The organism is Butyrivibrio sp. AE3009 (assembly GCF_000420845.1).
In the GTDB taxonomy this organism is placed as follows: domain Bacteria; phylum Bacillota; class Clostridia; order Lachnospirales; family Lachnospiraceae; genus Butyrivibrio.
On sequence record NZ_ATVS01000008.1, the window covers coordinates 62,835 to 88,119 of the forward strand.

20 protein-coding genes and 1 tRNA gene are annotated in these 25,285 nt (G+C 44.9%); 3 read left to right on the forward strand and 18 right to left on the reverse strand.

The window, feature by feature from the left end; all coding sequences use genetic code 11:
• Positions 1 to 6: 6 nt before the first annotated feature.
• The 9 genes from G588_RS0106090 to G588_RS19415 all read right to left on the reverse strand — a co-directional run bounded on the left by G588_RS0106090 (position 7) and on the right by G588_RS19415 (position 12,122).
• Positions 7 to 1,041 (reverse strand): ABC transporter permease subunit, encoded by a 1,035-nt coding sequence (locus G588_RS0106090; RefSeq protein ID WP_022777871.1) that lies wholly within the window; start codon positions 1,039 to 1,041, stop codon positions 7 to 9.
• A complete protein-coding gene (locus G588_RS0106095) occupies positions 1,042 to 2,127 on the reverse strand; it encodes an ABC transporter permease (RefSeq protein WP_022777872.1) in 1,086 nt (361 codons plus the stop codon).
• 3 nt (positions 2,128 to 2,130) lie between these two features.
• Positions 2,131 to 3,615, reverse strand: coding sequence for a sugar ABC transporter ATP-binding protein (locus G588_RS0106100; RefSeq protein ID WP_051139912.1), 1,485 nt, complete (start codon positions 3,613 to 3,615; stop codon positions 2,131 to 2,133).
• Positions 3,616 to 3,717: 102 nt separating this feature from the next.
• The gene (locus tag G588_RS0106105; protein WP_022777874.1) at positions 3,718 to 4,713 is read right to left on the reverse strand and encodes an ABC transporter substrate-binding protein; all 996 of its coding nucleotides are present in this window, start codon (positions 4,711 to 4,713) and stop codon (positions 3,718 to 3,720) included.
• A 116-nt stretch (positions 4,714 to 4,829) separates the two neighbouring features.
• Positions 4,830 to 6,191, reverse strand: coding sequence for a sensor histidine kinase (locus G588_RS19410; protein WP_022777875.1), 1,362 nt, complete (start codon positions 6,189 to 6,191; stop codon positions 4,830 to 4,832).
• Complete coding sequence (locus G588_RS0106115) at positions 6,191 to 7,807, reverse strand: response regulator transcription factor (protein ID WP_022777876.1); 1,617 nt, start codon at positions 7,805 to 7,807, stop codon at positions 6,191 to 6,193. The genes G588_RS19410 and G588_RS0106115 overlap by 1 nt, the downstream gene beginning before the upstream one ends.
• The gene (locus G588_RS0106120; protein ID WP_442870189.1) at positions 7,785 to 8,270 is read right to left on the reverse strand and encodes a VanZ family protein; all 486 of its coding nucleotides are present in this window, start codon (positions 8,268 to 8,270) and stop codon (positions 7,785 to 7,787) included. Before G588_RS0106120 ends, G588_RS0106115 begins: the two co-directional genes overlap by 23 nt.
• Before the next feature lie 113 nt (positions 8,271 to 8,383).
• Complete coding sequence (gene pepF / locus G588_RS0106125) at positions 8,384 to 10,183, reverse strand: oligoendopeptidase F (RefSeq protein WP_022777878.1); 1,800 nt, start codon at positions 10,181 to 10,183, stop codon at positions 8,384 to 8,386.
• A gap of 124 nt (positions 10,184 to 10,307) precedes the next feature.
• Complete coding sequence (locus G588_RS19415; protein ID WP_022777879.1) at positions 10,308 to 12,122, reverse strand: alpha-amylase family glycosyl hydrolase; 1,815 nt, start codon at positions 12,120 to 12,122, stop codon at positions 10,308 to 10,310.
• Between the two features lie 205 nt (positions 12,123 to 12,327).
• Here G588_RS19415 and G588_RS0106135 point away from each other — a divergent pair.
• A tRNA-Trp gene (locus G588_RS0106135) sits at positions 12,328 to 12,399 on the forward strand.
• A gap of 107 nt (positions 12,400 to 12,506) precedes the next feature.
• Here the strand turns inward: G588_RS0106135 and G588_RS0106140 are convergent.
• Positions 12,507 to 12,746: a hypothetical protein gene (locus G588_RS0106140; protein ID WP_196804951.1), complete on the reverse strand. Its 240-nt coding sequence runs from the start codon at positions 12,744 to 12,746 to the stop codon at positions 12,507 to 12,509.
• A 300-nt stretch (positions 12,747 to 13,046) separates the two neighbouring features.
• Between G588_RS0106140 and G588_RS0106145 the strand changes: the two genes are divergently transcribed.
• Positions 13,047 to 13,676 carry a trimeric intracellular cation channel family protein gene (locus G588_RS0106145; RefSeq protein WP_035787982.1) on the forward strand — a complete coding sequence of 210 codons (630 nt, stop codon included), beginning with the start codon at positions 13,047 to 13,049 and terminating at the stop codon, positions 13,674 to 13,676.
• Positions 13,677 to 13,794: 118 nt separating this feature from the next.
• Here the strand turns inward: G588_RS0106145 and G588_RS0106150 are convergent, their stop codons facing one another.
• Positions 13,795 to 14,496 (reverse strand): 4'-phosphopantetheinyl transferase family protein, encoded by a 702-nt coding sequence (locus G588_RS0106150; protein WP_022777882.1) that lies wholly within the window; start codon positions 14,494 to 14,496, stop codon positions 13,795 to 13,797.
• Positions 14,497 to 14,584: 88 nt separating this feature from the next.
• On the opposite strand from G588_RS0106150, the gene G588_RS0106155 reads away from it, so the two are divergent.
• Positions 14,585 to 15,106: a peptidylprolyl isomerase gene (locus tag G588_RS0106155; protein ID WP_022777883.1), complete on the forward strand. Its 522-nt coding sequence runs from the start codon at positions 14,585 to 14,587 to the stop codon at positions 15,104 to 15,106.
• A 127-nt stretch (positions 15,107 to 15,233) separates the two neighbouring features.
• Here the strand turns inward: G588_RS0106155 and G588_RS0106160 are convergent, their stop codons facing one another.
• The 7 genes from G588_RS0106160 to G588_RS0106190 form a co-directional block, all read right to left on the reverse strand.
• Positions 15,234 to 19,745: a leucine-rich repeat domain-containing protein gene (locus G588_RS0106160; protein ID WP_022777884.1), complete on the reverse strand. Its 4,512-nt coding sequence runs from the start codon at positions 19,743 to 19,745 to the stop codon at positions 15,234 to 15,236.
• A gap of 278 nt (positions 19,746 to 20,023) precedes the next feature.
• Positions 20,024 to 20,809, reverse strand: a complete 786-nt coding sequence (locus G588_RS0106165; protein WP_022777885.1) for a tetratricopeptide repeat protein — start codon at positions 20,807 to 20,809, stop codon at positions 20,024 to 20,026.
• Positions 20,806 to 21,732: a vWA domain-containing protein gene (locus G588_RS0106170; protein WP_196804952.1), complete on the reverse strand. Its 927-nt coding sequence runs from the start codon at positions 21,730 to 21,732 to the stop codon at positions 20,806 to 20,808. Before G588_RS0106170 ends, G588_RS0106165 begins: the two co-directional genes overlap by 4 nt.
• A gap of 29 nt (positions 21,733 to 21,761) precedes the next feature.
• Positions 21,762 to 22,874 carry a vWA domain-containing protein gene (locus G588_RS0106175; RefSeq protein WP_022777887.1) on the reverse strand — a complete coding sequence of 371 codons (1,113 nt, stop codon included), beginning with the start codon at positions 22,872 to 22,874 and terminating at the stop codon, positions 21,762 to 21,764.
• Positions 22,865 to 23,359, reverse strand: a complete 495-nt coding sequence (locus G588_RS0106180; RefSeq protein WP_155830752.1) for a hypothetical protein — start codon at positions 23,357 to 23,359, stop codon at positions 22,865 to 22,867. The genes G588_RS0106175 and G588_RS0106180 overlap by 10 nt, the downstream gene beginning before the upstream one ends.
• Positions 23,325 to 24,224, reverse strand: a complete 900-nt coding sequence (locus G588_RS0106185) for a DUF58 domain-containing protein (RefSeq protein ID WP_022777889.1) — start codon at positions 24,222 to 24,224, stop codon at positions 23,325 to 23,327. Before G588_RS0106185 ends, G588_RS0106180 begins: the two co-directional genes overlap by 35 nt.
• 27 nt (positions 24,225 to 24,251) lie before the next feature.
• Complete coding sequence (locus G588_RS0106190) at positions 24,252 to 25,265, reverse strand: AAA family ATPase (protein WP_022777890.1); 1,014 nt, start codon at positions 25,263 to 25,265, stop codon at positions 24,252 to 24,254.
• Between the last annotated feature and the right edge of the window lie 20 nt (positions 25,266 to 25,285).

Below are 25,285 nucleotides of genomic sequence, written 5' to 3' on the forward strand. Positions count from 1 at the left end.
TCCCCGTCAGCCTTTAAGAGCTTTCTTTTTCTGAGCCATTACTACGCTCTGGATAATAAGGAAGAGGCACAGCATCGCAGCGATGGTGATTCCTGTCCACCAGGCATCGTCAAGACCTGCGGATGCAACTATGTTCTGGATCGTACTAAGTGACAGTACGCCGAACAGAGTTCCGATGATATTACCTACACCACCTGTCAGCATTGTTCCGCCGATGATGGAGGAGGCAATTGCGTTCATCTCCATACCCATTGCATGGCTGGCAGCTCCCGAACCAACATGAAGGAAGTATACATAGCCTCCGATTCCTGCAAGAAGGCTGCAGATAAGGTGAGACAGGAACTTGGTGCGCTTAACGTTGATTCCCATCATCAGAGCACTCTGCTTGTTTCCGCCAACTGCGTAGAAGCTTCTTCCCAGTCTGGTCCATCTGAGTACCACAAACAATAATACCACAATTAAAAGAGCTACGATCACACCAATTTCGACATATGCAGGTACATAAATACCTTTTTTGTTAACAGATCCCATGAAAGGCACATTGATTCTTGTGAGCTTCAGAGCTGTGAACTCCGGATCCTCTACATTGAAGGGTGCGGTATTAACGATTGTTGTCATACCTCTTGCAAAGAACATACCTGCAAGTGATACGATAAAGGGCTGAATATCAAGATAAGCAACAAGGAAACCCTGAACCAGGCCGTAGGCAAGACCGATACCAAGTGCAATAAGGATCGATCCCAGAATGCTGCCATCGTGATAATCGAGGTAAACTGCGCAGCACATGGAAACCAGTGCCACAACGCCGCCAACGGAGATATCGATACCGCCGCAGATCATTACAAGGCTCATTCCGCAGGCAGTAATAATAAGTGAAGCGTTGGCATTAAGGATGTTAAAGAACATCTGGGGCTTGGTGAAACCGCCGCCCTGGAACAAAATAGCTCCGATATACATAAGGAAGAAGATGACTATTGTAATGGTAAGGAGCAGATTAGTATCACTTATCTTGTTAAAAATACTGTCTCTCTTAAGCTTCATTTATGCCACCCCCTTCTTCGGAGCAACCTTTTTGACAAGGTTACCCATGTACTCTCTTACCTTGGGAGCAGAGAATACAACAAGGAGAATAACTACAACAGCCTTATAAGCTGCCAGCGCATCTGACTGAACATTGAACTTATAAAGGGTTGTGGTAAGGAACTGAATAACATATGCGCCCAGGATTGAAGCCCACATATTGAACTTACCGCCTGAAAGAGCATTGCCGCCAAGAGCAACCGCAAGGATCGCATCCATTTCGATATCCTTAGCGATAACTGAATAGTTGATGGTTGAAAGACGGCTAACCTTGATAAGAGCTGCAACTGCAACGCAAAGACCAAGGATTACAAAGGCAAGGAACTTAACAAAAGTAGGGTTGATACCGTTAAGTCTTGCTGAGCTCTCGTTGATACCTACTGCCTGTGTGTATAGTCCCAGGTTCGTGAACTTAAGAACAAGGGCGATTATCACCATGCAAAGAGCTGCAATAAATACAGTTGTAGGAATCGGAATGCCCGGAATAAATCCGCCGAAGTATGAGAACTTGGGATCCGGAACAATGGGAAGCTCGTTATTGTTGATCCAGGCTGCAATGGAACGACCTGCAGTAAACAGGATCAGTGTTGCGATCATGGGCTGGATCTTGAATACAGAAACCAGAAGTCCGTTAAAGGCTCCGCACAGCATACCAACGATGCAGGCAATCAAGAATGCCACAATTATGGGTGCCTGAATGGTCTCAGGTCTCGAATTGCCGCCGCAGAGTATGCGAAGCATTGCAGATCCCGCAATGGCTATTGTGGCGCCGACGGAAATATCCTGTCCTCCGGAAGCTGCCGTTACCAGTGTCATTCCTATTGCCAGGATTGCCAGCTCTGAGCCGTAATCCAGGATTGTTATTAAATATCCGGAAAGAACCGGGTTGCCGGCATTGTTAAATCCGGCTGTGATCTTGAAAAACATAGGATCCGAGATCAGGTTTATTACCGCAAGAAGAATAAGTGCAAGAAGCGGAATAAAGAGCTGATTCGATGTAAGCCTTTTTATAAAGCTCTGATCCTTTTTCTTTTTTGTATCTGACATACCTTACTCTCCTCCTGCGATAGTACTCATAATATTGTTCTGGGTGAGATTCTCTCCGGAAAGCTCACCTACAACCTTCCTATCGCGCATAACTACAAGTCTTGAACAGGTTCTGAGCATCTCATCGGTCTCTGATGAAATGAAGGTAACACTCATACCCTCCGATGCCAGCTCCAGAACCAGCTTTTGAATATCAACCTTGGTTCCTACGTCGATTCCTCTTGTAGGCTCATCAAGAATAAGATATTCGGGATGCATCAAAAGCCATCTTGCAAGAATAACCTTCTGCTGATTTCCTCCGGACAGTGATTTGATTGGAGTGTCCGCAGAAGCGGTCTTGATATTGAGCTTCTTGATATACTCCTCGGCGAAGGCATTGGCCTTGGCCTTACTAAAGGGCTTGAAGAATCCTGTAAGCACCTGAAGGGCCAGAATGATATTGTCTCGTACGGAAAGATCCCCAATAATTCCGTCTATCTTTCTGTCCTCAGGAAGATAAGCTATACCGTTCTTCATAGCATCCAATGGATTGCTGATCTTAACCTCTTTGCCATGGACCTTAACCTTACCGCCCAGCACTCTGTCAGCTCCGAAAATAGCTCTTACACACTCGCTTCGGCCGGAACCCAGAAGACCTGTAAAGCCGTTAACCTCACCCTTTTTGATGTAAAAATCAAAGGGCCTTATGCCGGCATTACTCTGAAGGCCTTTGGCTTCAAATACAACCTCTCCGGCGTCGCTTCCGGAATAAGCTGCGCTCTCTCCCTTGATATCAGAGAGATCATCCATCTCCTTACCAAGCATCTTGGCAACCAGCTGAACTCTGGGAAGATCCTTGATCTCATACTCACCTACCAGCTGGCCGTCACGAAGAACCGTGATCTTGTCACAGACCTCATATACCTGATCCAGGAAGTGAGTAACGAAGATAATTCCAACTCCCATTTTCTTAAGGTCTCTCATCAGTTCAAAGAGCTTGTCAACTTCCTGCTCATCCAGTGAGGAAGTAGGCTCGTCCAGAATAAGAACCTTACAATCCATATCTATAGCTCTGGCAATGGCCACCATCTGCTGAACTGCTATGGAGCAGCTGCCTAGCTGCTGTGTGGCGCTTGCCGGGATATCCAGTTTTTTAAGAAGTTTATCGGCGTTCTCATTCATCTGTTTCCATTTAGTAACGGCACCTGTCTCACGACCGATAAACATATTTTCTGCCACCGTAAGATTGGGGCAGAGTGTAATTTCCTGATATACGGTACTGATACCGTACTTCTGAGCATCCTGAGGTGAATGGATCTGAACTTCTCCCTGTCCCTCCAGCTCAATGGTTCCTGCGTCCTTGGTGTAAACACCTGTCAGAACCTTGATAAGTGTTGATTTTCCGGCGCCGTTTTCCCCCATCAGGGCATGGATCTCGCCTTTGTTCAAGGTGAAGTCCACATTCTGAAGTGCCCGCACCCCGGGAAATGATTTGTTGATGCCTCGCATCTTCAGGATTGTCGTATCGCTCACTTTTTACTCTCCTCAAAAATTTGCTTTAAAAATGGCGCGGCAGACACTTCCGCCGCGCCTTTCAAATCCCTATTTCTATCAAATTCCGTAGTTGTCTACATCTTCCTGTGTGATTGTTGTAGCATCGAAGCCCTTCTCGTCCATGATGATGGTCTTCTGTGAAAGTGTTCCGCCACCCTCAAGAGTCTTGATGATGTCGTCGATGTAGCTAGCCTGGAAAGGATTGCACTGTCCATCGTAGTTCCAGTTCTGAGCAAGAAGCTCTTCAAGAGCCCACTTGTTGCAGTCAAAGCCCATAACAACAACGTCCTTGCCAACACCGTGTGTGATTCCGGCTGCATCAAGAGCTGCAACAGCGCCCTTAGCCATGTCGTCGTTCTCAGCGTAGATTACGTTGAAAGGTGTGCCTGCATCGATAACTGACTGAACGATCTGCTGTGCCTTCTCTGCGTTCCACTCAGCTGTCTGCTGCTTAACGATGTTCCAGTTGCCTTCTGCTGCAACCTTGGTATCAAGTGCTCCGGATCTTCCCTGCTGAGCAGCTGATCCCATAACACCCTGAATGTGAATTACGTTGTACTCTGAAAGGTTCTGACCTGCAAGCCAGTCAACTGCTGTCTGGCCTTCCTTAGCCATGTCAGATACGATTGATGCCTCGTAAAGGCTTGAATCTGCATCGATTGTACGGTCGAAAAGGATAACCTTAACGCCTGCTGCCTGAGCATCCTTAAGAACTGAATCCCAACCCGCTGTATCAGCTGCAGATAAAAGAAGATAATCAACATCATCCTGGATAAAGGTCTGAGCGTACTGAATCTGCTCATCGTTCTTCAAGCTGTAAGCAAATGATGCATCATAGCCGTTCTCCTTGGTGAACTTAGCCTTAAGGTCTGCATCGTTAGCTGTACGATAACCTGACTCGTTAGGATCGTTGTTGATGATACCAACCTTGATGAGTCCGCCCTCTCCGCCTGATGTCTTTGCTGTCTCTGTGCCTGCTCCGCTATTTCCGCAAGCTACAAGGCCAAAGGCCATTACAGATGCCAATACTGCTGCTAAAAACTTTTTCTTCATGTTAACCCTCCTGAATAAATTATTATTCTTGTAAGGACCATTCCTTACATAACTAATATTCTAAAGATATGAAGAAAAAGCACCATTAAATAAACAACGAAGATATGTTGATTTTTTTATGAATTATTTATTTTGTTTGATTTTTCTACGATTCCGGTTGAGATTTTCGGGAGCCTTATCATAACTTCGGTGCCCTCTCCCTGAGTACTCTCAATGGTTATGCCATAGTTCTCGCCGTAGTTAAGTCTGATTCTCTCATTAACATTGTAGAGACCGTATATTGCGCCGCTTCCGGGTTCGTCTCCGGACAGAGCCTTCCTGACTTCCGATAGTCTCTCAGCACTCATGCCGATTCCATCATCCACAACTCTAAGGAGCATGGTATTTTCCTCATCAATGCCCATAACGGATATCTTGCCCAGTGCCCTTCTGTTCTTGATCCCATGGTACAGGGCATTCTCAATCACGGGCTGCAATGTGATCTTGGGAATAGAACAGTCATACAGAGATTCCGGCACATTGATCTCATAGCTTAAGATATCCTGATATCTGATCTGCTGAATCTCCAGATAGCTTCTGACATGCTGAAGCTCATCCCTGACAGACACAATCTCCTTGCCCTTGTTAAGAGAGGCTTTGAAAAAGTCAGAGAGACTTCCCACCATGTTAACGACCTGAGTCTGATTGCCTGCTTCCGCAGACCATACAATGGCATCAAGAGTATTGTATAGAAAGTGAGGATTGATCTGGGCCTGCAGTACTTCAAACTCAGCCTTTCGAAGCTTCTTCTGCTCCTCTATAACCTGTTCCTCTATAGGTCTTGTGATCCACATGGGTCCCACAACTGAAACACCGATAATAGCAAAAAGGATTATGAAAAACAGCGCAATGGACATCTTGGCGGTGTTGAGATAGAGCTCCCTGTTGTCTGCCTGCGCGCTCTGTATCTGTTTGTTTTCATAATAGATATATTCGTTGACGGTCTCCTGTAAAAGAGCTGTAACTATCTGAACGTCATTCTCCCAGATCGTCATATTCTTCTCATACCGGTTGCCGCCCTCGAGATTGGCCTCTATCTTGTCTATGTAGCCGGAGAGGTTGCTGAGATACTTCTTGGCGTTCTCAATTCTCTTGATATTGTCCGGAGTGTCCGTATAATCTTCAAGACTGTCAACTACTCTTCCCGCGTCTCTTAACAGTTCAGGTATTCTGGATTCCTCCGGAGTCACATTTCCAACAATAAGAAGATAGGTCTCGTAGTCGAAATCCTCCTTGAAGTCCAGACTGAACTCACTGGCTGCCACAACAGAGCTCAGCATCTTGTTGTATCTCTCATTCACCAGCCGGAGATTGTAGAAGGCAAAAACCATGAAGATGATACTGGGCAAAAGAAGTACCAGGTACGAGATACGGATCTGGCTTGCCAGCCTTGATTTATTCTGTTTTCTTTTTCCCGATCCTTCCGGCGCCTTAGCCATTAACCTTCCTCCGGATGCATTGCCCCTCTGTACTGGGTTGTGGTGACACCCTGCGTCTTTTTAAACAAAAACGAAAAATAGTGCGGATCCTTATAGCCCACAAGAAGTCCCACTTCGTTGCTCCTTTTGGAGGTTGAAAGAAGAAGCTCCTTGGCCTTTTCCATCCTGAAATCCGTGAGATATTTGATGAAGGGCTGTCCCGTCTCCTGTCTGAACACTGCGCTTAAGTGATTCGGTGAGAAATTCACCACAGCCGCCAGCTGATTAAGCGACAGCTCATCCTCAGCATAGTGCTCTTCGATGTATTCAATAACCTGATTGACCACATCGCGGTAGCTTCCCGCCGCAGTCTTTTTTCTCAGGTCTATAGCCTTGTTTACGATATTGATCAGATAGTCGCAGGTAGTCTTCTCATCGGCCATCAGCTCTGCTGTAGGAATGGAAGCATCAATTTCGCTTCTTGAGAGCTTAAGCTCCGATTCGGCAAACTCAGCCACACAGAAGTACACATCCATAGCGATATACTGTCTGAGCATGGTTGATTTCATGGCATTTTTGCCCATGCCTCCGAAGAACTCCGCCATGAAAAACTCTGTCTCGCTCTCATCACCTCTTCGAAGGAATTCCCTTATAAGCCTTCTGTCAATGTGCTTGGGATCCACCTCCGACAGGATGACATTATCCTTGCCAAGGTCAAGCTTCTCCTCCGAGCCGTATAAAAAGTCGCTGTCAGAAGACAGATACTGATGGGCAAAAGCGCGGCTTGCCCAATTAAAGACCGCCGGGATATCCGTAAGTCTCTCTACGCTCTGACCTACGCCGCCGTAATATCTTATATGCTTGTACTTAGCAAAAGCTTCCTTCATCTCAGAAAGGGCGCTACTGATATTGCCGCTAAGCTCTTCCTCAGAATCCGCTCTGAACAAAATAGCCTTGCCTTCAAGATTAAGATCGAATACAAGCGCATTATATCTTGCTGCGATCTCATCTGTCTTCTCCTCCACCTTAACAACGCTTCCGGAATACTCTCCGGCATCATGTCTGGTGGACCAGATGTTAACAAGAACTATGTTATAGCGAAGGGCCAGGATATTTATTGACAGCTTCTTGGCTCTGTCAAGGATATAGGTAAGCGGTCTTCCGCCTGTGACAAGGTCCTTGAAAAACTCCTGCTTATCCAGCTGCGCCTTCTCCTTCATATCCTGCTCATAGCGAAGGGCAGCCTCCTTCTCTTTTCTCTTTTCTATTATCTTGTCTGCCACATGGTCTATCTCAGTAAGGAGATTACGGCCGCTGATGGGCTTGGACAGATAGGATGCGACTCCTATTCTGATAGCCTCCTTGGCATACTCAAAATCCTCATAACCTGTGAGCAGTATTATCTCTATTCCGGGGAATTCCGCCTTGACCATACGGCTGAGAGCCAGCCCGTCCATAAAAGGCATTCTGATGTCAGTAATAAGAATATCCGGCTGAAGTTTCTGAATCATGGAGAAGGCAAGCTCTCCATCGCCTGCCTCTCCGCAGAATTCATAGCCGTGTTCACCCCAATTGATGTTATTTTTGATTCCCTCTCGGATGACGAACTCATCCTCAGCAAGAAACACCTTTAACATGCTTTTTTCTACCCTTTTCTTTATCCTTCTCCCCGTGGTTGGAAAGTGGCCGGAATATGGTCATCCTGCCTGTCCATCCCACAATACGGGTAACAATAACCCCAAGAATCACTCCGCAGCTGTCGATGAACACATCTCTTTTCTGAGGGCTTCTGCCGTCGATAAAGGACTGATGGTATTCATCAAGACAGGCAAATCCTATACAGAAAGTCCCGGCGGACAACACCAGCCATATTCCCCTGACCCCATATACATATAGGGGAAAGGCCACCGATACTGCAAGTAAGAAATACTCGGTAAAATGCGCCGTCTTTCTGATATAGAACTGCAGGTTTTCCGACAGGAGGCTGATATGCTCAGCGGACCAGCCCTTGTCGAAGGTGTCATTGGCCACCGTGAGGACCTTGACTCCCACTTCGTAGCTAAGGCGGCTGCTCTCATATCCATCCTGCTCGGAAAACATAAATATCAAACACATCATGATGATTGCGGGTACAAAAGACATAGGCTTAAGCACAAACCGCAATGTTTGTTTAATATACAGTAAAAAATATTTCATAATATTCTCTTAATGTATCAGAGCTTGATGCTTTCCATCTCCTCGATAGCTTCACCGAATACTGCCAGTGCTTCCTCAAGAGGAGCCTTGGTTGTAAGATCAACACCTGCGATCTTGAGAAGGCTTACGGGATCCTGTGTGCATCCGCTTGAAAGGAACTTCTTGTAAGCTTCAACAACGCCTGCCTCACCCTTTACGATGCGGTTTGCAATAGCAACTGCTGCAGCAAAGCTGGTTGCATACTGATATACGTAGAAGTTGTAATAGAAGTGAGGAATCCTGCACCACTCATAGCGGATAAGGTCATCCATATTCATATCCTTGCCGAAGTACTCAAGGTTCAGATTGTAATACAGCTCAGAAAGCGAATCTGCTGTAAGAGGCTCGCCCTCCTCAGCCATTCTTCCTGATTTTCTCTCAAACTCCTCAAACATTGTCTGACGGAACATTGTGGACTTGAAGCTCTCAAGAAGGTGGTTGATGATAAATGCCTTCTCCTTCTCATCCTTGGCGTTGTTCTTGAGATAATGGAAAAGAAGCATCTCGTTGGTAGTTGAAGCGACCTCTGCAACGAAGATCTTGTAGCCTGCGTCAAATACGTTGTGAGCATGCTCTGAATACCAGGTGTGCATTGAATGTCCCATCTCATGAACAAGTGTGAACACATCATTTAAGGTATCGTTATAGTTAAGAAGCATGTAAGGATGAACTCCGTAAACACCGCTGGAGTATGCTCCGCCTCTCTTTCCCTCGTTCTCGGGAACATCGATCCATCTCTCGTCATATGCTTTCTTGACGATCTCAAGATAGTCCTCACCGAGAGGTGCAAGAGCCTTAAGAGACAACTCCTTGGCTTCCTCATAGGTCACCTTCATGTCGAACTCTGGGATCATTGATACGTATACGTCATACATATGAAGATCGTCAACTCCAAGAAGCTTCTTACGAAGGCTCACGTATCTGTGCATCTTGTCCATGTTGTCGTGTACAGCCTCGAAGAGTCTGTCGCATACAAGAGGAGAAACGTTGTTGTGATCAACGGCTGCCTCAAAGATGTTGTCGTACTTTCTTGCCTTAGCCTTGAAAATGCGGCCCTTAACCTCTCCTGCGTACATAGCAGCCCAGGTGTTCTTGTACTCTGCATATTTGCTGTAATACGCCTCAAAAGCATTCTTACGAAGAACTCTGTCCTTGGAATTCTGGATCGGAACGAATCTTCCGTCGGAGAGCTGAACATCCTCTCCGTTTCCGTCCTTAACCTCAGGGAACTTCATATCTGCGTTGGAGAGCATGCTGTAGCTGTTCTGAGATGCTCCGAGAACCTCTCCTGCTGAAGCAAGAAGCTCCTCCATTTCCTTGCTGAGGATGTGATCCTTAAGCCTTCTGATCTCTGTAATGGTAACTCTGTAATTCTCAAGTTCGGACTGCTCCTTATAGAACTTCTCGATTGTCTCATCAGACATCTCAAGAATCTCAGGCTCAACAAAAGCAACCTTCTCAGAAGCCTGAACAAGTGTTGAATATGCTCTCTGATACATTCCTGTGTACTTGGTATTGGAAGTATCCTGGTCATGTCTCATGTGAGCGTAACCGTAGATGGCGCTCTGCATAAGCTCGCTCTTCTCATAGAGCTTGAAGAACTCAAGAAGAGTTGCTGAGCTTGTTGAGAGCCTACCTGCATATGAAGCCAGTTCCTCTCCGATCTTCTCACAAGCTTTCAGATCCTCTTCCCATTTATCTTCACTCTCATATATGTCCTCGAGGCGCCAGGTAAGTTCCTCCTTGACCTCATCTCTTTTTAACAATTTGTCCTGCATATAATTCACCTTCCTTTTCAAAAAACTGCGACTGACTAAAAACAGTCGTTTCCTATCATAACATATTTTGCCCGAAAAAACACCGCAAGCCCATGACGGGAATGCGGTGCAAAAATCCATGTATTTACTGCTTGTCCAGGATAACTATTCCGAAGGGTGCAACGGTAAGTTCTGTCCTGTCGATGGCGGATACCTTGGCTGAAGTATTGAGCTGATAGACTATCTTGTTGTAATCAACGGCTGCCGCGCTTCTTCCCAGATCCACAGTGATCTCCTCGGAAGAATTGTTGAATACCACAAGAACGCTGTTGGGACCAAAAGTCTCCTTGTCCACTGTATCTACGGGTACAGCCCTGATAAAGACGCCAAGTCTCTCTTTTTCTATCTCCGGAACGGGAGTAGTGGTTCCCCTTGCAATCACGGGGAAGGTATTCCTCATTCTGATAGCATTCTTGTAATAATTGTAGATGGAATATTCATCGTCCTTCTGTACATAGTAAGGAGGATTGGACATGGTTATTTTGTCCATATCCTTGGGGCCGTCGCACATGAATGCTGACAGCTTGTCGTACAGTGTTCCGGAACCAGCCTCATTTACCCAGTACATGGGAGCTCTCTTGTTCTCATCCTTGCCTGAGCCTCTCATTCCCAGCTCTTCGCCGTAATAGATGAAGGCGTTCCCACCCATCAGAAGGTTAAGGCCTCCTGCGAACTTGATACTGTTGTCTGCTCCCTTGCCGGTGTAATATCCGGCGCTTCTTGCCATGTCGTGATTGGTGTAAAAAGGCGCATCCACATAGTCGGGATTACTTGCTCCAAGCAGCTTTTCACTACTACTAAGCGCATCAGCAAAACTTGCTGCATCTAACTTACTCTTGGCAAGTCTCGCTATCATGCCCTCAGCATTAGCGTAGTTAAATGCAAAAAAGCTGTCGATACCGCTCTTATAATACTCTGCATACTCAGACTCAGAAGTCCAGGCCTCGCCCACTATATAGGCCTTGGGGTTCTGACTCTTGATCATGGTGTTGAGCCTTGTCAGGAACTGAGTATTCTTCTCAATGTCCTTGGTAAAATAGGAAGTAACCGCATCAAGTCTGTAGCCGTCAACGCCGCGCACAGACCAGAACCTGGTGATTCCTTCTATCTCTTCAAAGACCTTGTCGCTGTCAAGATTAAGATCAGGCATTCCGGACCAGAATCTGGCTTCATAATACCACTCGGTGCCGTTCAATCTCTCGTAACCGTCAGAAGCTTCTGTCCCAAAATTGTAATACTCGAGGTAGGGACATTCCTCAAGAGCCTCCTCGGTAAAGGCCCCTTCCTCATCCATTATCTGCGCAGGATCCGTATGCTCCTTAAGATAGTCCGCGGCCTCCTGAAACCATGGATGTTCGCTGGAAGTATGATTGATGACAAGATCAAGGTATACGTCAATGTCTCTCTTGTGACACTCTGCTACCAGATCATCGAAGTCATCTATGGAACCATACTCCGGATCAATATTCTTATAATCTGTTATGTCATATTTGTGATATGAAGGAGACGGACTTATCGGCATGAGCCAGATGGCATTACAGCCAAGATCCAAGTCACTCTCGTCGTCCCCGTCATTTATATAATCAAGATTCTTAGTAACTCCCTGCAGATCTCCTATGCCGTCACCGTTACTGTCCGCAAAAGAATAAACAAAGATCTCATAGGTAGTGCGGTACTTGTCATCTATTACCCTCAGTGGCTGAGGTTCCTCAGCGGGTTCCTCCACCGGCTCATCAGGTTCATCCTTATGAGCAACATTCTCCGGCGGAGCACTGACCTGCTCCCTCGCACTGTCCCTGTTATTCTCCCTGTCCTTATCTGCCTCCAGCAAAACTCCGGTGCAGCCAACCAACATGGCTGCCACGCACAGGCCTGCGATCAACCTGTTCCTTTTATACATAATACCTTCCCCTTAAACAAACATAAGCGCCTGTATCAGTCTATTATATAACGTATTCAAGCGGGTTTCAAAGCAATCTTACCAAGTATAGCATAAATATTTTTTAAAGAAAACGTTTTCTTAGCAAAATTATTTCTTTACAATCCAAAATCACTATGCTATACTAACAATCGTCGGTGCGAAAAGCCCGGCAGCAACTGCATATAGGGGAATCATACAATGGCTAGTATTGCGGTCTCCAAAACCGTTCATGCGGGTTCGAATCCTGCTTCCCCTGCTAGTATGAAAGGATTGTTCTGTCTGGAACGATCCTTTTTTCATGTCCTCTTCATTATTTTGGGCAAACAAATAGGCCACATGTTTCCATGTGACCCGATCATCCCTTTACCTGTATGTCTTGAGCGCATATCTCTTAAAGAAATATGATAACGCAACTCCATATTTGTTAAGTGTGATGGCTGCTCTCATTACGCTCAGCTCGTTATTGCTGTAGGAGAAATGTCCCTCCTCCAACTTTCTTGATAATTTATTGTAGGAAGCGATATCCTCTCCTTCTTCCGACAGTATAGCGGATATATCTTTGATATAGCCGCTGACTCTTCTTCTGTCTCTTTTTGAAAGCATAACAGCAAAGGTACTCGGATTTTTCTTCTGCAAGTTGTAAAGTCTAGTAGTAAACATGTTTTATCCCCTTTCCTTATTTCAAAAATTACAAGGATTATTTTCCGACTAAATTGTGTCTTTTGTGTGAAAAACTTACCTCAAAAAACATATTATTTTCCAAATCTGCAACAATTTTTCCGGGGATTTTTCTTATGGACAAAAATGAGAATTAAGAATAAGATAAGTAGTGCTTTTTGTGGGCAAAATCAATTGAAACTTTTTTGAAATACGATAACGGGGTACAATATGAACTCACCGATAATGATGTTAATAGAAAATGTGGGAATTATAGCTTTTGCCATCTCGGGAGCCGTAGTGGCTGCAAGAAAAGACATGGATATATTCGGAATAAACCTGCTGGCGCTGGTGACTGCCACAGGCGGAGGTCTGGTAAGGGACCTTATTATCAATAACACGCCTCCGGCCATGTTCGTCAATCCCATGTATACCATAATCGCACTTATAACGGCCAATATAGCCTTTCTGGTTCTGTATTTGAAAAAGCCAATGCCCAAGGGTATCTCACCTTTGTACGACAAGTCCATGTTCTGGCTGGATACACTGGGCCTTGCGGCCTTTACCGTTGACGGAACCTTCACAGGGATCAATTCGCCCTACTCCGACAATATGTTTCTGGTGGCTTTCCTCGGAGTTGTGACCGGAATCGGCGGCGGTATCATGCGCGATGTGTTTGCGGACAAGGTGCCTTATGTGCTGGTCAAGCATGTGTACGCAATTGCTTGTATTGCAGGATCTATTGTGACGGTTGTGCTGTGGAAGTATACAGCGAATGAAGTTGTTACTACACTGGCGGGATTCTTTACTATTGTTATTTTGCGTTGGCTCGCAATGCACTTCGAGTGGAATCTGCCGACAGTACATTTGCAGTGAGTAGGCTGGGACGCTGTGAGTCAATGGGGGGCGGCTGCGAGTCAATGGGGACGGTTCTCGCTGACTCGCTTCGTGAGTCAGCAAGAACCGTCCCCATTGACTCACAGCCGCCCCCTTGTCATATGATCACTACCTGTCCACAGCTATCATATTCACTACATACAGATATTCGATAATCCTCCAGCTCATAGCATTGAATAGTTATTCCGCTGCAGTCCACTTTTTCGGAAGATACGGTCATGGACTTAATCGAAGAGTTATCCCGAATTTTTCCAAGCTCCAGATGAATCTTCGCCGGATCCATACTTATTCCCGTGCCAAAGTACTTCATAACGCTCTCTTTCGCTGTCCAGAGCCCCGTATAGAGAGCATCTGCGCCGGCAATATTCTCTTCTGTGCCTTCCGTTTCAGATAGTAGCCGTGAGACCATAGCTATCTCTTTTTCATCAAAAACTCTTTTGATCAGCGAATCCTTGAAGTTCTTAATCTTCTCAATATCAATCCCGACTTCCCTGTCAGATACGGTCATGGCGGCATATGTGCCGGAATGGGACAGGTTAAAAAAGATGTCGCTTCTGCCCTTAATATAAGGCTTACCGTTAGCTCCAAGTTCAATCTCAGGCTCATCTATTCCAAACTCCGACATAGCTCTTTTAAGCAGCACTCCCGCTCCAAGGGACAGATATTTGTCACTGTCATTATGAAGTCTGTCTATCTTCTCTTTACGCTTGCTGTCCATTTTATCGTAAAAAGACCTGAACACCTCAGGATCCTTGTAGATACTGACATCTGTCACATATACTTCGTTGCAAGTCATCATTTTTTTTGCTCCTTATAGCTATTAATATGATAAACTAACAGTTGATGACTGTCAGGTACATACTATCATTTATCCAGGAGGAATTAAAATGGCACAGAATCCTATAGTTACAATAACTATGGCAAACGGCGACGTAATGAAGGCTGAACTCTATCCCGACATCGCGCCCAACACAGTTAATAACTTCATTTCACTTATTAAGAAGAATTTCTACGACGGACTGATCTTCCATCGTGTTATCAGCGGTTTCATGCTTCAGGGCGGTGATCCCGAAGGAACAGGAATGGGCGGCCCCGGCTATGGCATCAAGGGTGAATTCTCATCCAACGGCTTCAAAAACGACTTAAAGCACACCGAGGGTGTACTTTCAATGGCTCGTTCAATGATGCCCAATTCCGCAGGCTCACAGTTCTTTATCATGCATAAGACTTCTCCTCACCTTGACGGTGACTATGCAGCTTTTGGTAAGATCATCGAGGGCATGGAGGTTGTTAATGCAATCGCCGATACTCAGACAGACTGGAACGACAGACCTGTAACCAATCAGGTTATGAAGACCGTTACAGTTGAGACCTTCGGAGTTGATTATCCGGAGCCTGAGAAGTGCTGATGATCATAGGTCTTATGTAAATATTTCCAAATAATAATTAAGAAGGAGAATGGCAGTTAACCATTCTCCTTCTTTTTTTGTGTGAAAAGAATAAATTATTATTTCTAACTGATTACTTATTAACCAATTACTTCTTAACAGTTACCTTGACTGTGACGTAGTTGCCGTCAGTGTTCTCTGCCTGGTCATCATATTTAACGGCAAACTTAAGTGTATAGGTCTTGTTCTGAACAACAGCTGCGGGATTGACAAGCTCAACACTAAGATCTGCACTGGTGCGATCTGCGCTGGTGAAGACATAGTTGTAATCAAATGCATCCTTAATTGAATCGGATACACCATCAGCCCATACAATTGTACGGATCGCAGGTTTCATAACAGTTGTGTTCTTATCAACCACATGAGAAACCTTAACGTCAAAGGACCTGTTCTCCTGAAGTGAATAGATCGTCTTGGAGGTTACATCTGTCTTGATCTTAGGAAGCGCCTGCTTAGGTGTTACGGTTACCTTGGACTCTTTTGCCATAGGTACATTGGTGCATGAAATACGAAGTGAATACTTAACACCGCTGTTTACGCTCTTGCCGTCCTTAACTCTGACATAAACAATCTTCTTGTTCTTCTCATCCTGAACAAGTTCAAAATGATACTGTTCATCAGGAAGCTTAACTCCCTTGGAATCGAGCTCTACAAGCTTAAACTGAGGATCATCAATAATCAGGTTCTTGATGGTGGCTGTGTAGGTCACCTTGCTGGTTCTGTCGATAGGATTGATGGTTCCGGAGGCCTTGAGGCTAACTGAAGGAGCTTTGCTGTCAAGCTTGATTGACAGATCGAAGGACTCCATATCGTTGGCGCCTACCTTACCGGACACCTTGAACTTAAGAGTCTTGCCCTTGTTTGCGATAAGCGCATAGCCATCCTTGATTGCTATTGAAATATTGCCGCCCTCGAAACTCTTGATTTCCGCAAGATCCTCAAATTTGTAGTTATGTCCGTTAGGAGTGATAGTGTAATCTGAAATATCAACGGTTTTCTCTGTTCCTGCAGGCAGATTGGTGATGGAGTATGTAGTGCTGATAGTCTCTCTGCCGGGATAATTCCAGTTAAAGGTAAATGTGCCACTCTTAAGCTTAACAACGGGCTTCTTATCTGTAACAACAACCTTGATGGTTGCAGCCTTAAGAGGCTCATCATATCCACCGAAGGACACCTTAGGAGTAACGCTGAAGCTGTAGGTACCTGCTGTTACGGCGCCTTCCTTCAGGGAAACAACTACCTTTCTGTCACCAACAAGTTCAAAGCTTGCAATATCAGCAGCGTTCTTACCTGTAGGTGTTACATCAAGTGAAGCATAATGTCCGTCTGCGAGAGCTGCCAGTTCAAACTGTGCTGTCTCCTCAGGATAGTTCTTATTAAGTGTCACTGACTTAACAGACAGCTTATTTGCAGGAAGTGCATTGGTAGCCTTAAGTGTGAAGGTGTATACAAGATCATCGCTCCACTCAGGCTTGCGTACACGGAACTGAGCCTTGGAATTGCTTGCATAGCCGTTGTGTCTCAGATGAATGGTATCATCTTCTACTCCGAGTGAATACTCAGTTGTGTAATCATACAGAAGATCAACTTCGCAATCGTCCAGATCAAGAACCTCAACTTCTGTCTTGCTGACCTTCTTAACCAGCTTAAGATCAAATACATGATCTCTGCCTCTCATGTTCTTGGTTGTTGTTGCAACATCAAGTGCATAAGCAGGCTTGGTTACAGTGTTGGGTACAGTGAATTTCTTAACTACAGGATTGGAATAGCCGGCATAGCTGATTGCAAAATAGCCGGATACAACAGCTTTTTTGCTGTCATCCTTAAGTATCTCATTATCCTTTCTTGAAATTGTAAAGGTTCTGTTATCAGGGTTGTAGGTGATGCCGAAGTTCTTCCTGAACTTATCGGAAGATTCATCAACCTTCTTGCCGCTCTTGTCAACGGAATACAGCTCATAACCTGTAACCGCAGCATCTTTGATACTCTGTGTTACTTCAACAGTTCCTGCGGAAGCTCCCTTATAGAACAGATTGATCTTGTTCTTGGTCTTAAGTGTGGGAGCCAGAGGCTTGTTGGTAAAGGTAATCTTGGTAATAGCGATCTTGGGGAATTCAATCTCCTTGGAATTCCCGTCGAAGGTTCCGGTAACATACAGCTGTGTATCACCTGTGAACACCTCATCGCCCTTGAACTTAACATAGTTGTTGTGCTTGCTTATATAGAACTTGCCGTCCTTGTAGTTTATCTGGAGCTTGCCTGACTCCTTGTTCTTGCTATCTACCAGCTTAAGTGAGTTAGGATCAACAGGATATCCCTTAACCATTACAAGTCCCAGCTCTGTTCCGAGGCTTGATGCATAGTTAACGGTAATATCAGGTGTGCTGAGTCTTGGTGTAGGATCAAGAACCCTTACAATGAAGCGCTTTTTAAGCTCTATGTCCTCACCTTTGTCATTCTTGCCGGCTACAGAAACAGTAATCATTGTCTCGCCGATGGCACCCTTCTTAACAACAATACGGTTCTCGTTGTTATAGACCGTTCCTGCACCTACCGCAGCTATCTTGGAATCTACGGATGACCAGCTTGACTTAACATAATAATTGTCGGAATCCTCTGTGGATGAACTTGCTTCCATGGGAACCTTGAAAATAAGGTCTGAAGATTCAACAAAATAATTCATTACTTCAATAACATCATATCCGCCGCTGCTCTTATCCTTAGAGATATATCTTGCATCCTTGAGAGTTTCACTGCTGATCTTTAGTGAAATACTACTAACGGTTATTGAATCCTTGACGGATACCTTGATGGTTTTTTTAACGTTTGCATCTGTCTTGAGCGTAGCACTCAGTGTGATTGAATCCTTCACATCCAAGGCTGTAACTGTACCATCTTCGGTAACAGCAAGGTAGTTCTTGGCACTGGATGAGAAATCCCAAAGCCATGCTCCGAGAGCTGTATCTCCATCACTCATAAGGATCTTGTCCTTAATTCCGGTGGTCTCAATTTCTGCCTTGTCACCCTTAGCGTCCTTAAGTTCCATCTTAAGGGACTTGAATTTGATCTTATCATTAGCGATCATCTCTGGACGAATATAGGTATCTTCATCCTGCATTTTTACTTCAAAGCGAAATTCCTTATCTTTGCAGCCAACATAATTAAAATCCTTGGGATTGATCGTAATATAGTTGCTGCCGTCATAGGTCGCAAAAGTAATCTTGTTTAATGAATATCCATCCTTAGGAATAATCACAACAGTTACCAGATCGCCTTCTTCGGCCTTTTCAGTAGACTTGTTGTTAACCAGCTTCTTAACTGTAACCAGCTGCGCATCATCCTTGACAGGATAATTTAACTTAATTGCATGCTCTTCGCCATGATATACGTAATCATGTTTCTTAGCATAGTTCCTTACTTTTGCAGACTTACCTGACATGGAAATCTTCCAATTGGAAGGATTGGCAGGGAACGCTGTCTCTGAAATAACAATATCATCACCGGGATAATTGATGATAATGGACTTAAGTGCGCTGCAGCCTGTAAAAGCGTTATTTCCAAAGTTCTTAACATTGTGGAATGTCAGACTGCTGATCTTCTTACATCCCTCAAATGCACTGGCTCCGATTGCCGCAAGCTTGCCGTTCCTGCTTCCGAAGACAACTGTCTGAAGTGCGATACAATCTCTGAACGCCTCAAAAGGAACCTCCTCAAGTACATCGGGGAGAGATACTGTCACAAGCTTCTCGCAGGCCTCAAATGACTTGGCTCCGAGCACGAAATCAGCATATTCAATCTCTGAAAGATCCAGATCTTTTATTGCTGTAGAATAAAAAGCGTACTCTCCGATGCTCTGAAGCTTCTTGCCAACCTTAGCGCTTGAAAGCTTGGAGCAGCCAAAGAATGCATAATCTCCTACTGTCTCGGCATTGGTAAGTGTAATATCAAGCAGCTGTACGCATCCGGAGAAGGCTTTCTTTTCAACCGTCTTGATGGCTGTGCCACCCTTAACACTCTGAAGCTTGATACAGTCGTTAAATGCATTTTCTTCAATAACTACCTGAGCTGTCTTACCAAGGAACTGCACTGTGGTAAGGTTCTTACCAAATCTCGGATTGGTAAATACTCCGGCAGGAACTCTCTTAACTTCAGCAGGTACATATACATAGTTGCCGAAGCTGTCGAAGGTCTTTTCTCCGCCAACCCACAGAAGTGTTCCGTCGTCGGCGACATCAAAGCAGGCTGAAGGTTCAGCCATAAAATCTGCCTCTTCTTCGTCTGCGACATCCACTGCCTCTGAGCTGTCAACTGATGCACCCTCATCGGAAATCTCAATCTCCTCTTCGGTAGCATCCTCTAATGTAACCTCTTCCTCAGAAGATGCGCTTGATGCTGCAGATGCATCTGTATCATCCTCTACGAAGATATCTTCCGATGCAAAATTCCCCGCAGTGTCTTCCCCTGTGCTCTCCATGGTCGAAGCTTCGCCTGCGCTGTCAGTTTCTTCAAGTATCACCATGTTCTCATCGGCTGCATAGCCGGGAACAGCGGAAGAAACCAGCATTGCTGCGCTTAAAGCCACAGCCAAAAATCTCTTCATATGCACTGTTTTACTCCTCCTAACATAAATTAACCTTTTTTCGTACTACCCATTCCGTTGCTCAAAATACTATATATTGCATCTTGTGTGTTCGGAATAATGAATAAGAAAGCAATTAAAAACATACTAAATATTGCCTTATATTCCAGTTAATTATACATCATATTGTATTCTCAGAAAACCCTGACAAGACATTAAATTTACATAACCACACAATATATTGAAAAAAGGTGCCGGGCACATGTCATTTGTGCCCGGCACCTTAAGTTCCGAATTATTTACCAGGGATTGGAGTAGCCTGAATCGCTGCCCTCTCCGTTGTTGTTTTCTTTGCTGCCGCTTCCGTATTTCTGTCCGCCGTAGCTCTTCTCAAGGTCGTCCTGCTCTCTGGACTTCTCATCAAGAGCGCCCTTCTGCTGAGACTCAAGTTTTTTCTTGTTCTTGGTATCATCGCCGCCGGAAGACTGGCCCTGACCCTGATCCCCGGATTCTCCGGAATCAGGTTCGTTTTGTTCGCTGCTTCCGCCTGATCCGCCCTCCGGAGGGTTCTCCAGCTGCTCAATAAGTTTGTCGATATCCTCTTTGAGCTGCTGAGCTGTGGCATCCCTGGCATCTGCCGGATTGTCTGCAGCCCATCCGTTGGTGGTAAGAGTATCTCTTGCCTTGTAGAGAATGATAAGTGCTGTATCAATCTTCTCCTGTGAATCAAGGTGATTGAGATCGATGGAATATACCATTGCAAGAGCCAGGTTAATCCTAACCTTGCATTCTCTTTTTCCGGGAGGATTAAGTGCCAGTGCCTGATTGTAATACGCGATGGCGCCGTTGTAATCTCCATTTTTGAAGGACACGTTGCCAAGGTTGTAATAAGGCAGGTAGCTCTCCGGAACATTCATCACAAGGAGTCCCTCCTCCTTGTCAGATGCATAGACATTGTTGTTGTAATCAGATATAAAGCTGTGGTTTATACCAACTCTTATGATCATTGAGAGTCCGAGAACAAGTAAGATTGTTCCAACTACTGCCAGAACCGGCATAAGCACAGGAAATTTCTTTTTATTCACAGTTTTTCCCTCCTAATCACAAAGAATAATTCAAAGAGGAGCATAACCGCCAGTGCAATTGCATAATAGTAATAGGTATCCTCGTACACTTCCGCGCCGTCACCCTTTTCGATGACTATGGCGGAACCATCCTTGATCAGCTGTACAAGTCCTGTAAGGGAGCTTGCACCGTTGTTGAGGTTCATATACTCTATTCCCATATCCTCAGCAAGTTTCTTAAGGTTATCCTCATCTATCTTGGACAAAGCATCCTGCCTTGTCTGGTAATCGTAGATATAACCGGATTCATCCTTCATCTTACCGCCGCTTGCACTTCCGTAGCCAAGAACAGCGCCACCGTCAATATACTCAGCAAGCTCTGCATAGGACATGAGTTCCTTGTTATTGGTAATCTCACCGTCACTCATAAAGAATACGATGGTCTTTCTTCCCTCTTTTTTGGAAGAGGATAAAAGAAGAGCCTGCATATCATGAAAAGGAATTGACATATCACTTCCCGAAGCATACATACTGTCGGGGGACTTTAACGTATCTGCAAGATCATTGACATATTCGAAGTCCTGAGTAAAGGGAGACAATACCTTGGCCTTGTCATCAAAGGTAACAAGGGCAAAATTACTGCCGGCCAGCGCCTTGGTAATACCCTTTATATCTGCCACAACTCCCTTCATCCTCTCATTGGAGCCATCGTAGTCCCTGGCCCACATACTGATGGTGGTATCAACTACGATCATTACATCCAGATTCTTCATTGCAAATTCGTAATCTGTCTTGACCGTCACCGGCCTCAGTCCTATTACAAAAAGAAGAATATAGATGATGCCAAGTCTTACCATGGAAAAGATCTTATCTTTAAGGTTATTCTTGTTTCTGAATAATATATAAGCAGTTGCTCCCATCAGGGCTGCCAATATAATAATCAATATAAATACCGGGAAAATAGGCCTAATACTCATTTCTGCAACACCAATCCTGCCGCGCAGCCAAGGGCGAGGCAAATCATTAAAATAATAAACGGTATCTCAGGCATGTCTACTGTCTGACTGGACATAACCGTCTTGACCACCATTGCTTCCTGCTTGTTGATATCCTTGACGATCTCGGATACGGACTGATTCTCGGTCCTGACATAGAACTTACCGCCTGTCTTTTCTACCGCATTCTTGAACTCGCCAAGACATGATGAATAGTTATAGGTCATGGGATCGTAGAATTTTTCCTCAGAAGGGAAAATTCCGAATACCGTAACCTTATGCTTTGCGCAGGCTTCGGAAGCACTCTTGAGATTCATGATCTCTTCGCCTGAAGCATTCAGCTCGTTGTCTGTGCTCATGATGATAACTCTTGTTCTCTCGGAATCATCAAGATAGGGGAAAGTATATAATGCTGTACCAAGACCCTCACCGATAAGTGAAGATCCTCTTGTAACGTTATTGTACAAGGTACCTGCATTGTAATATTTGAGTTTGTAGCTAATCTCGTCGTAGTGCTCTTTCTCTTCCTCTGTCAGATTCATGTAGCTGAAATTGGGATTGTCCTCATATTTCTCCATGTACTCCTTCTGAAGTGTGAAGTACTCAGATAACTCATCCAGCTTGGTGATAACGTAATCGTAATCATCTGTAAGAGGCACGTATGTAACGGTGGAAGTATTGAAGATATTAACTCCGAATCTGTCACCCTTAAGGCCTGCAACAACTTCCTTGTAGTAATCCGTAATCTCATAGTTCAGATCGTACAATGAATAGGAAACATCCATGCAAAGGATGATGTCTCTCTTCTTAACTCCGTTCATGACCTCCTCTGTTCTGAAGGGCCTTGCCGCAAGGAAAAGAGTTGATATGATCGAACCCACGATTCCTGCTATAAGAACAGCTCGAAGGATGTTATATCTTTCATTCAGTTTTTTATACAGCGCCGTACTTCTGAGCTTCTGCGTATTAGCTGCTCTTGTTCCGGTGTCGTATTCATCGTTTTTCTTCTTTTTTAAAAAAAACGTAAGTCCCAATACCAGGGCCAGTGCCACGATTCCAAAGGCGATGGCCTGTTTGTACATTAGCTCCATGTTCTGATCACTCCTAAGGCTGTATTAACAGATGTTATAAAATCCTTGTTCTTTGCTCTGAACTCTTCTGCGAACTCAGGAACATAATACTCATCCATAAGCATATCAAGCCTTCTGATTCCGAGAGACTTAATCTCTTTTACCGTATAATTCTCCACATGAATTCCTGTGGCATCACGGACAAATTCTCTTATCAGCATACTAAGATCCTGATATGCCTCTCTTTTTTCTATCTGATTACCGGAATAAGTTCGTAGCAGTCCCTGAAGCTGTCCTTCATATTTTCTCTTAAGAGCAAACAACTCCTGGGGTGAGAGCCTCTTGATCTTAGGTACTTCTTTCTTCTGTCTCTCAGGAAGATATGCCTTGAGCATGCGGTAAAAGAAGAAAAAGCACACCCCTGCAGCTGCCAGAAGTACGATTCCCAAAAGAATTACCCACCAACTGTACTCAAATGGTGCCTGTAAAGTAACCGTAGTAACCATGTTTATACCTCTCAAGTAAATCTATAGTCTTGTCTATGATCTCGCTTTCCTGTGAGATGCTGGTCATGCCGATCTTGCACTGTTTGCACATTTCATTGAAGCTTTCCACCATTGCCCTTTTCTGCCTTGCCTCTTCCTCATGGAGCTGGGCATGGTGAGATAAGAACAACTTCTCATATTTCCTGATCCCGGTGTCATATACATGATCTCCGGTAAGCCAGGCATCTTCAATATTATAAATAAGAAGATCATGATCCTTGGTGATAGCCCTCAGCATCTTGGGATCAAGACTCTCAACTCCGGCGGAATCGGTGATGATGATAATGATCATTTTCTTATTGATCGATCCCACCACTTCATCCAGCACTTTGTCGAGAGAAATGGCTGCCTGTGCCGGAATATGCTCCTCATAGTCATACAGGAGCTTCTCTAGATGCTCCGGGCCGGAACGGAACATGCTGATGGTTGTCTTCTCTCCCTTGGGGTAAGCAAGCGCATAATCCGCACCGTTTCTTCCGGTGATATAAGCAAGAGTTCCGAACAGCATAAGTGCTGTTTCCTTCTTGGGCTGACCCTTGTCGGTATCGGCCATCATCTTGTCTCCGCAGTCACAGATAAACATTACGTTGTGGCGGCGGTCCGTCATATATCTTCTAACTACAATGGAGCCCATTCTTGAGGAGGACTTCCAGTCGATGTCGTGTACGTCATCACCGAAGTTGTACTCCTTGAGGTCATCAAACTCCATGCTGCGGCCCCTGTGAATGGAATGGAAATCACCGTCAAGAATATTGGAGGTCTTCTTATTAGTATAAAGAGCTACCGCCCTTCTGATTCTTGATAAATACTCGTAATCAATTTTCATTGCTTCACCTTCAAAAGACCTGTTTTATCACGGAGTTTTTACTGAATTAACAATTCCGTCGATTACCTGCTCAACGGTGATATTGTCTGCAACCGCTGAATAGTTAAGACCGATTCTGTGACGAAGTACCTGATGTCTTACCATCTTGACATCATCGGGAGTAACATAGGTTCTTCCATGCATAAGTGCGGAAGCCTTGGCCATCTTAAGGAATGCGATGGAAGCACGGGGACTGGCTCCGATTCTTACATATTTGCCGATCTCAAGTCCCTGGATCTGGCTTGCTCTTCTGCTGGCAACGATGATGCTGGAGATATACCACTTGATGGCCTCATCTACATATACCTTGTCCACGATATCCTGAACCTGGTCGATATCCTTGATAGTAAGAACTGCGGGGTCAACTCTTGAGATAACACCGCTCTCGATTCTGTTAAGGATCTCTACTTCCTCAGCTGCAAGAGGATATGTGATAACCTCTTTGATGATAAAACGGTCTGTCTGAGCCTCGGAAAGAGGATATGTTCCTTCCTGCTCGATAGGGTTCTGAGTTGCGATAACGATGAAAACGTCCTCGGGCATGTTGTAGGTTGTTCCACCGATTGTTACGTGCTTCTCCTGCATGGCTTCCAGCATGGCTGACTGAGTCTTGGCACTGGAACGGTTAACCTCATCGAGAAGTACGAAGTTGGCGAATACAGGTCCAAGGATTGTCTCGAATTTGCCGTTGGCCTGATTGTAGATCTGTGTACCTACGATATCGCCGGGAAGAAGGTCGGGTGTGCACTGGATTCTTGCGAACTGACCGTCTACCGCATCCGAAATAGCCTTGGCTGCTGTAGTCTTGGCAAGTCCCGGTACCGACTCTACAAGAATATGTCCGTCAGCAAGGATAGCTGCGATAAGTGAGAACTTAAGCTGCTGCTGACCTACAACCTTGGCATCGAAGTAATCTGACAGTTTCTTGATTACTTCCTGTGAGTAGTGATATTCACTCTCCAAAATGGCGCTCTTAGCACCTGTGTTTGCTTGTTCGTTCATTTTAATTACTCTCCTTTGGG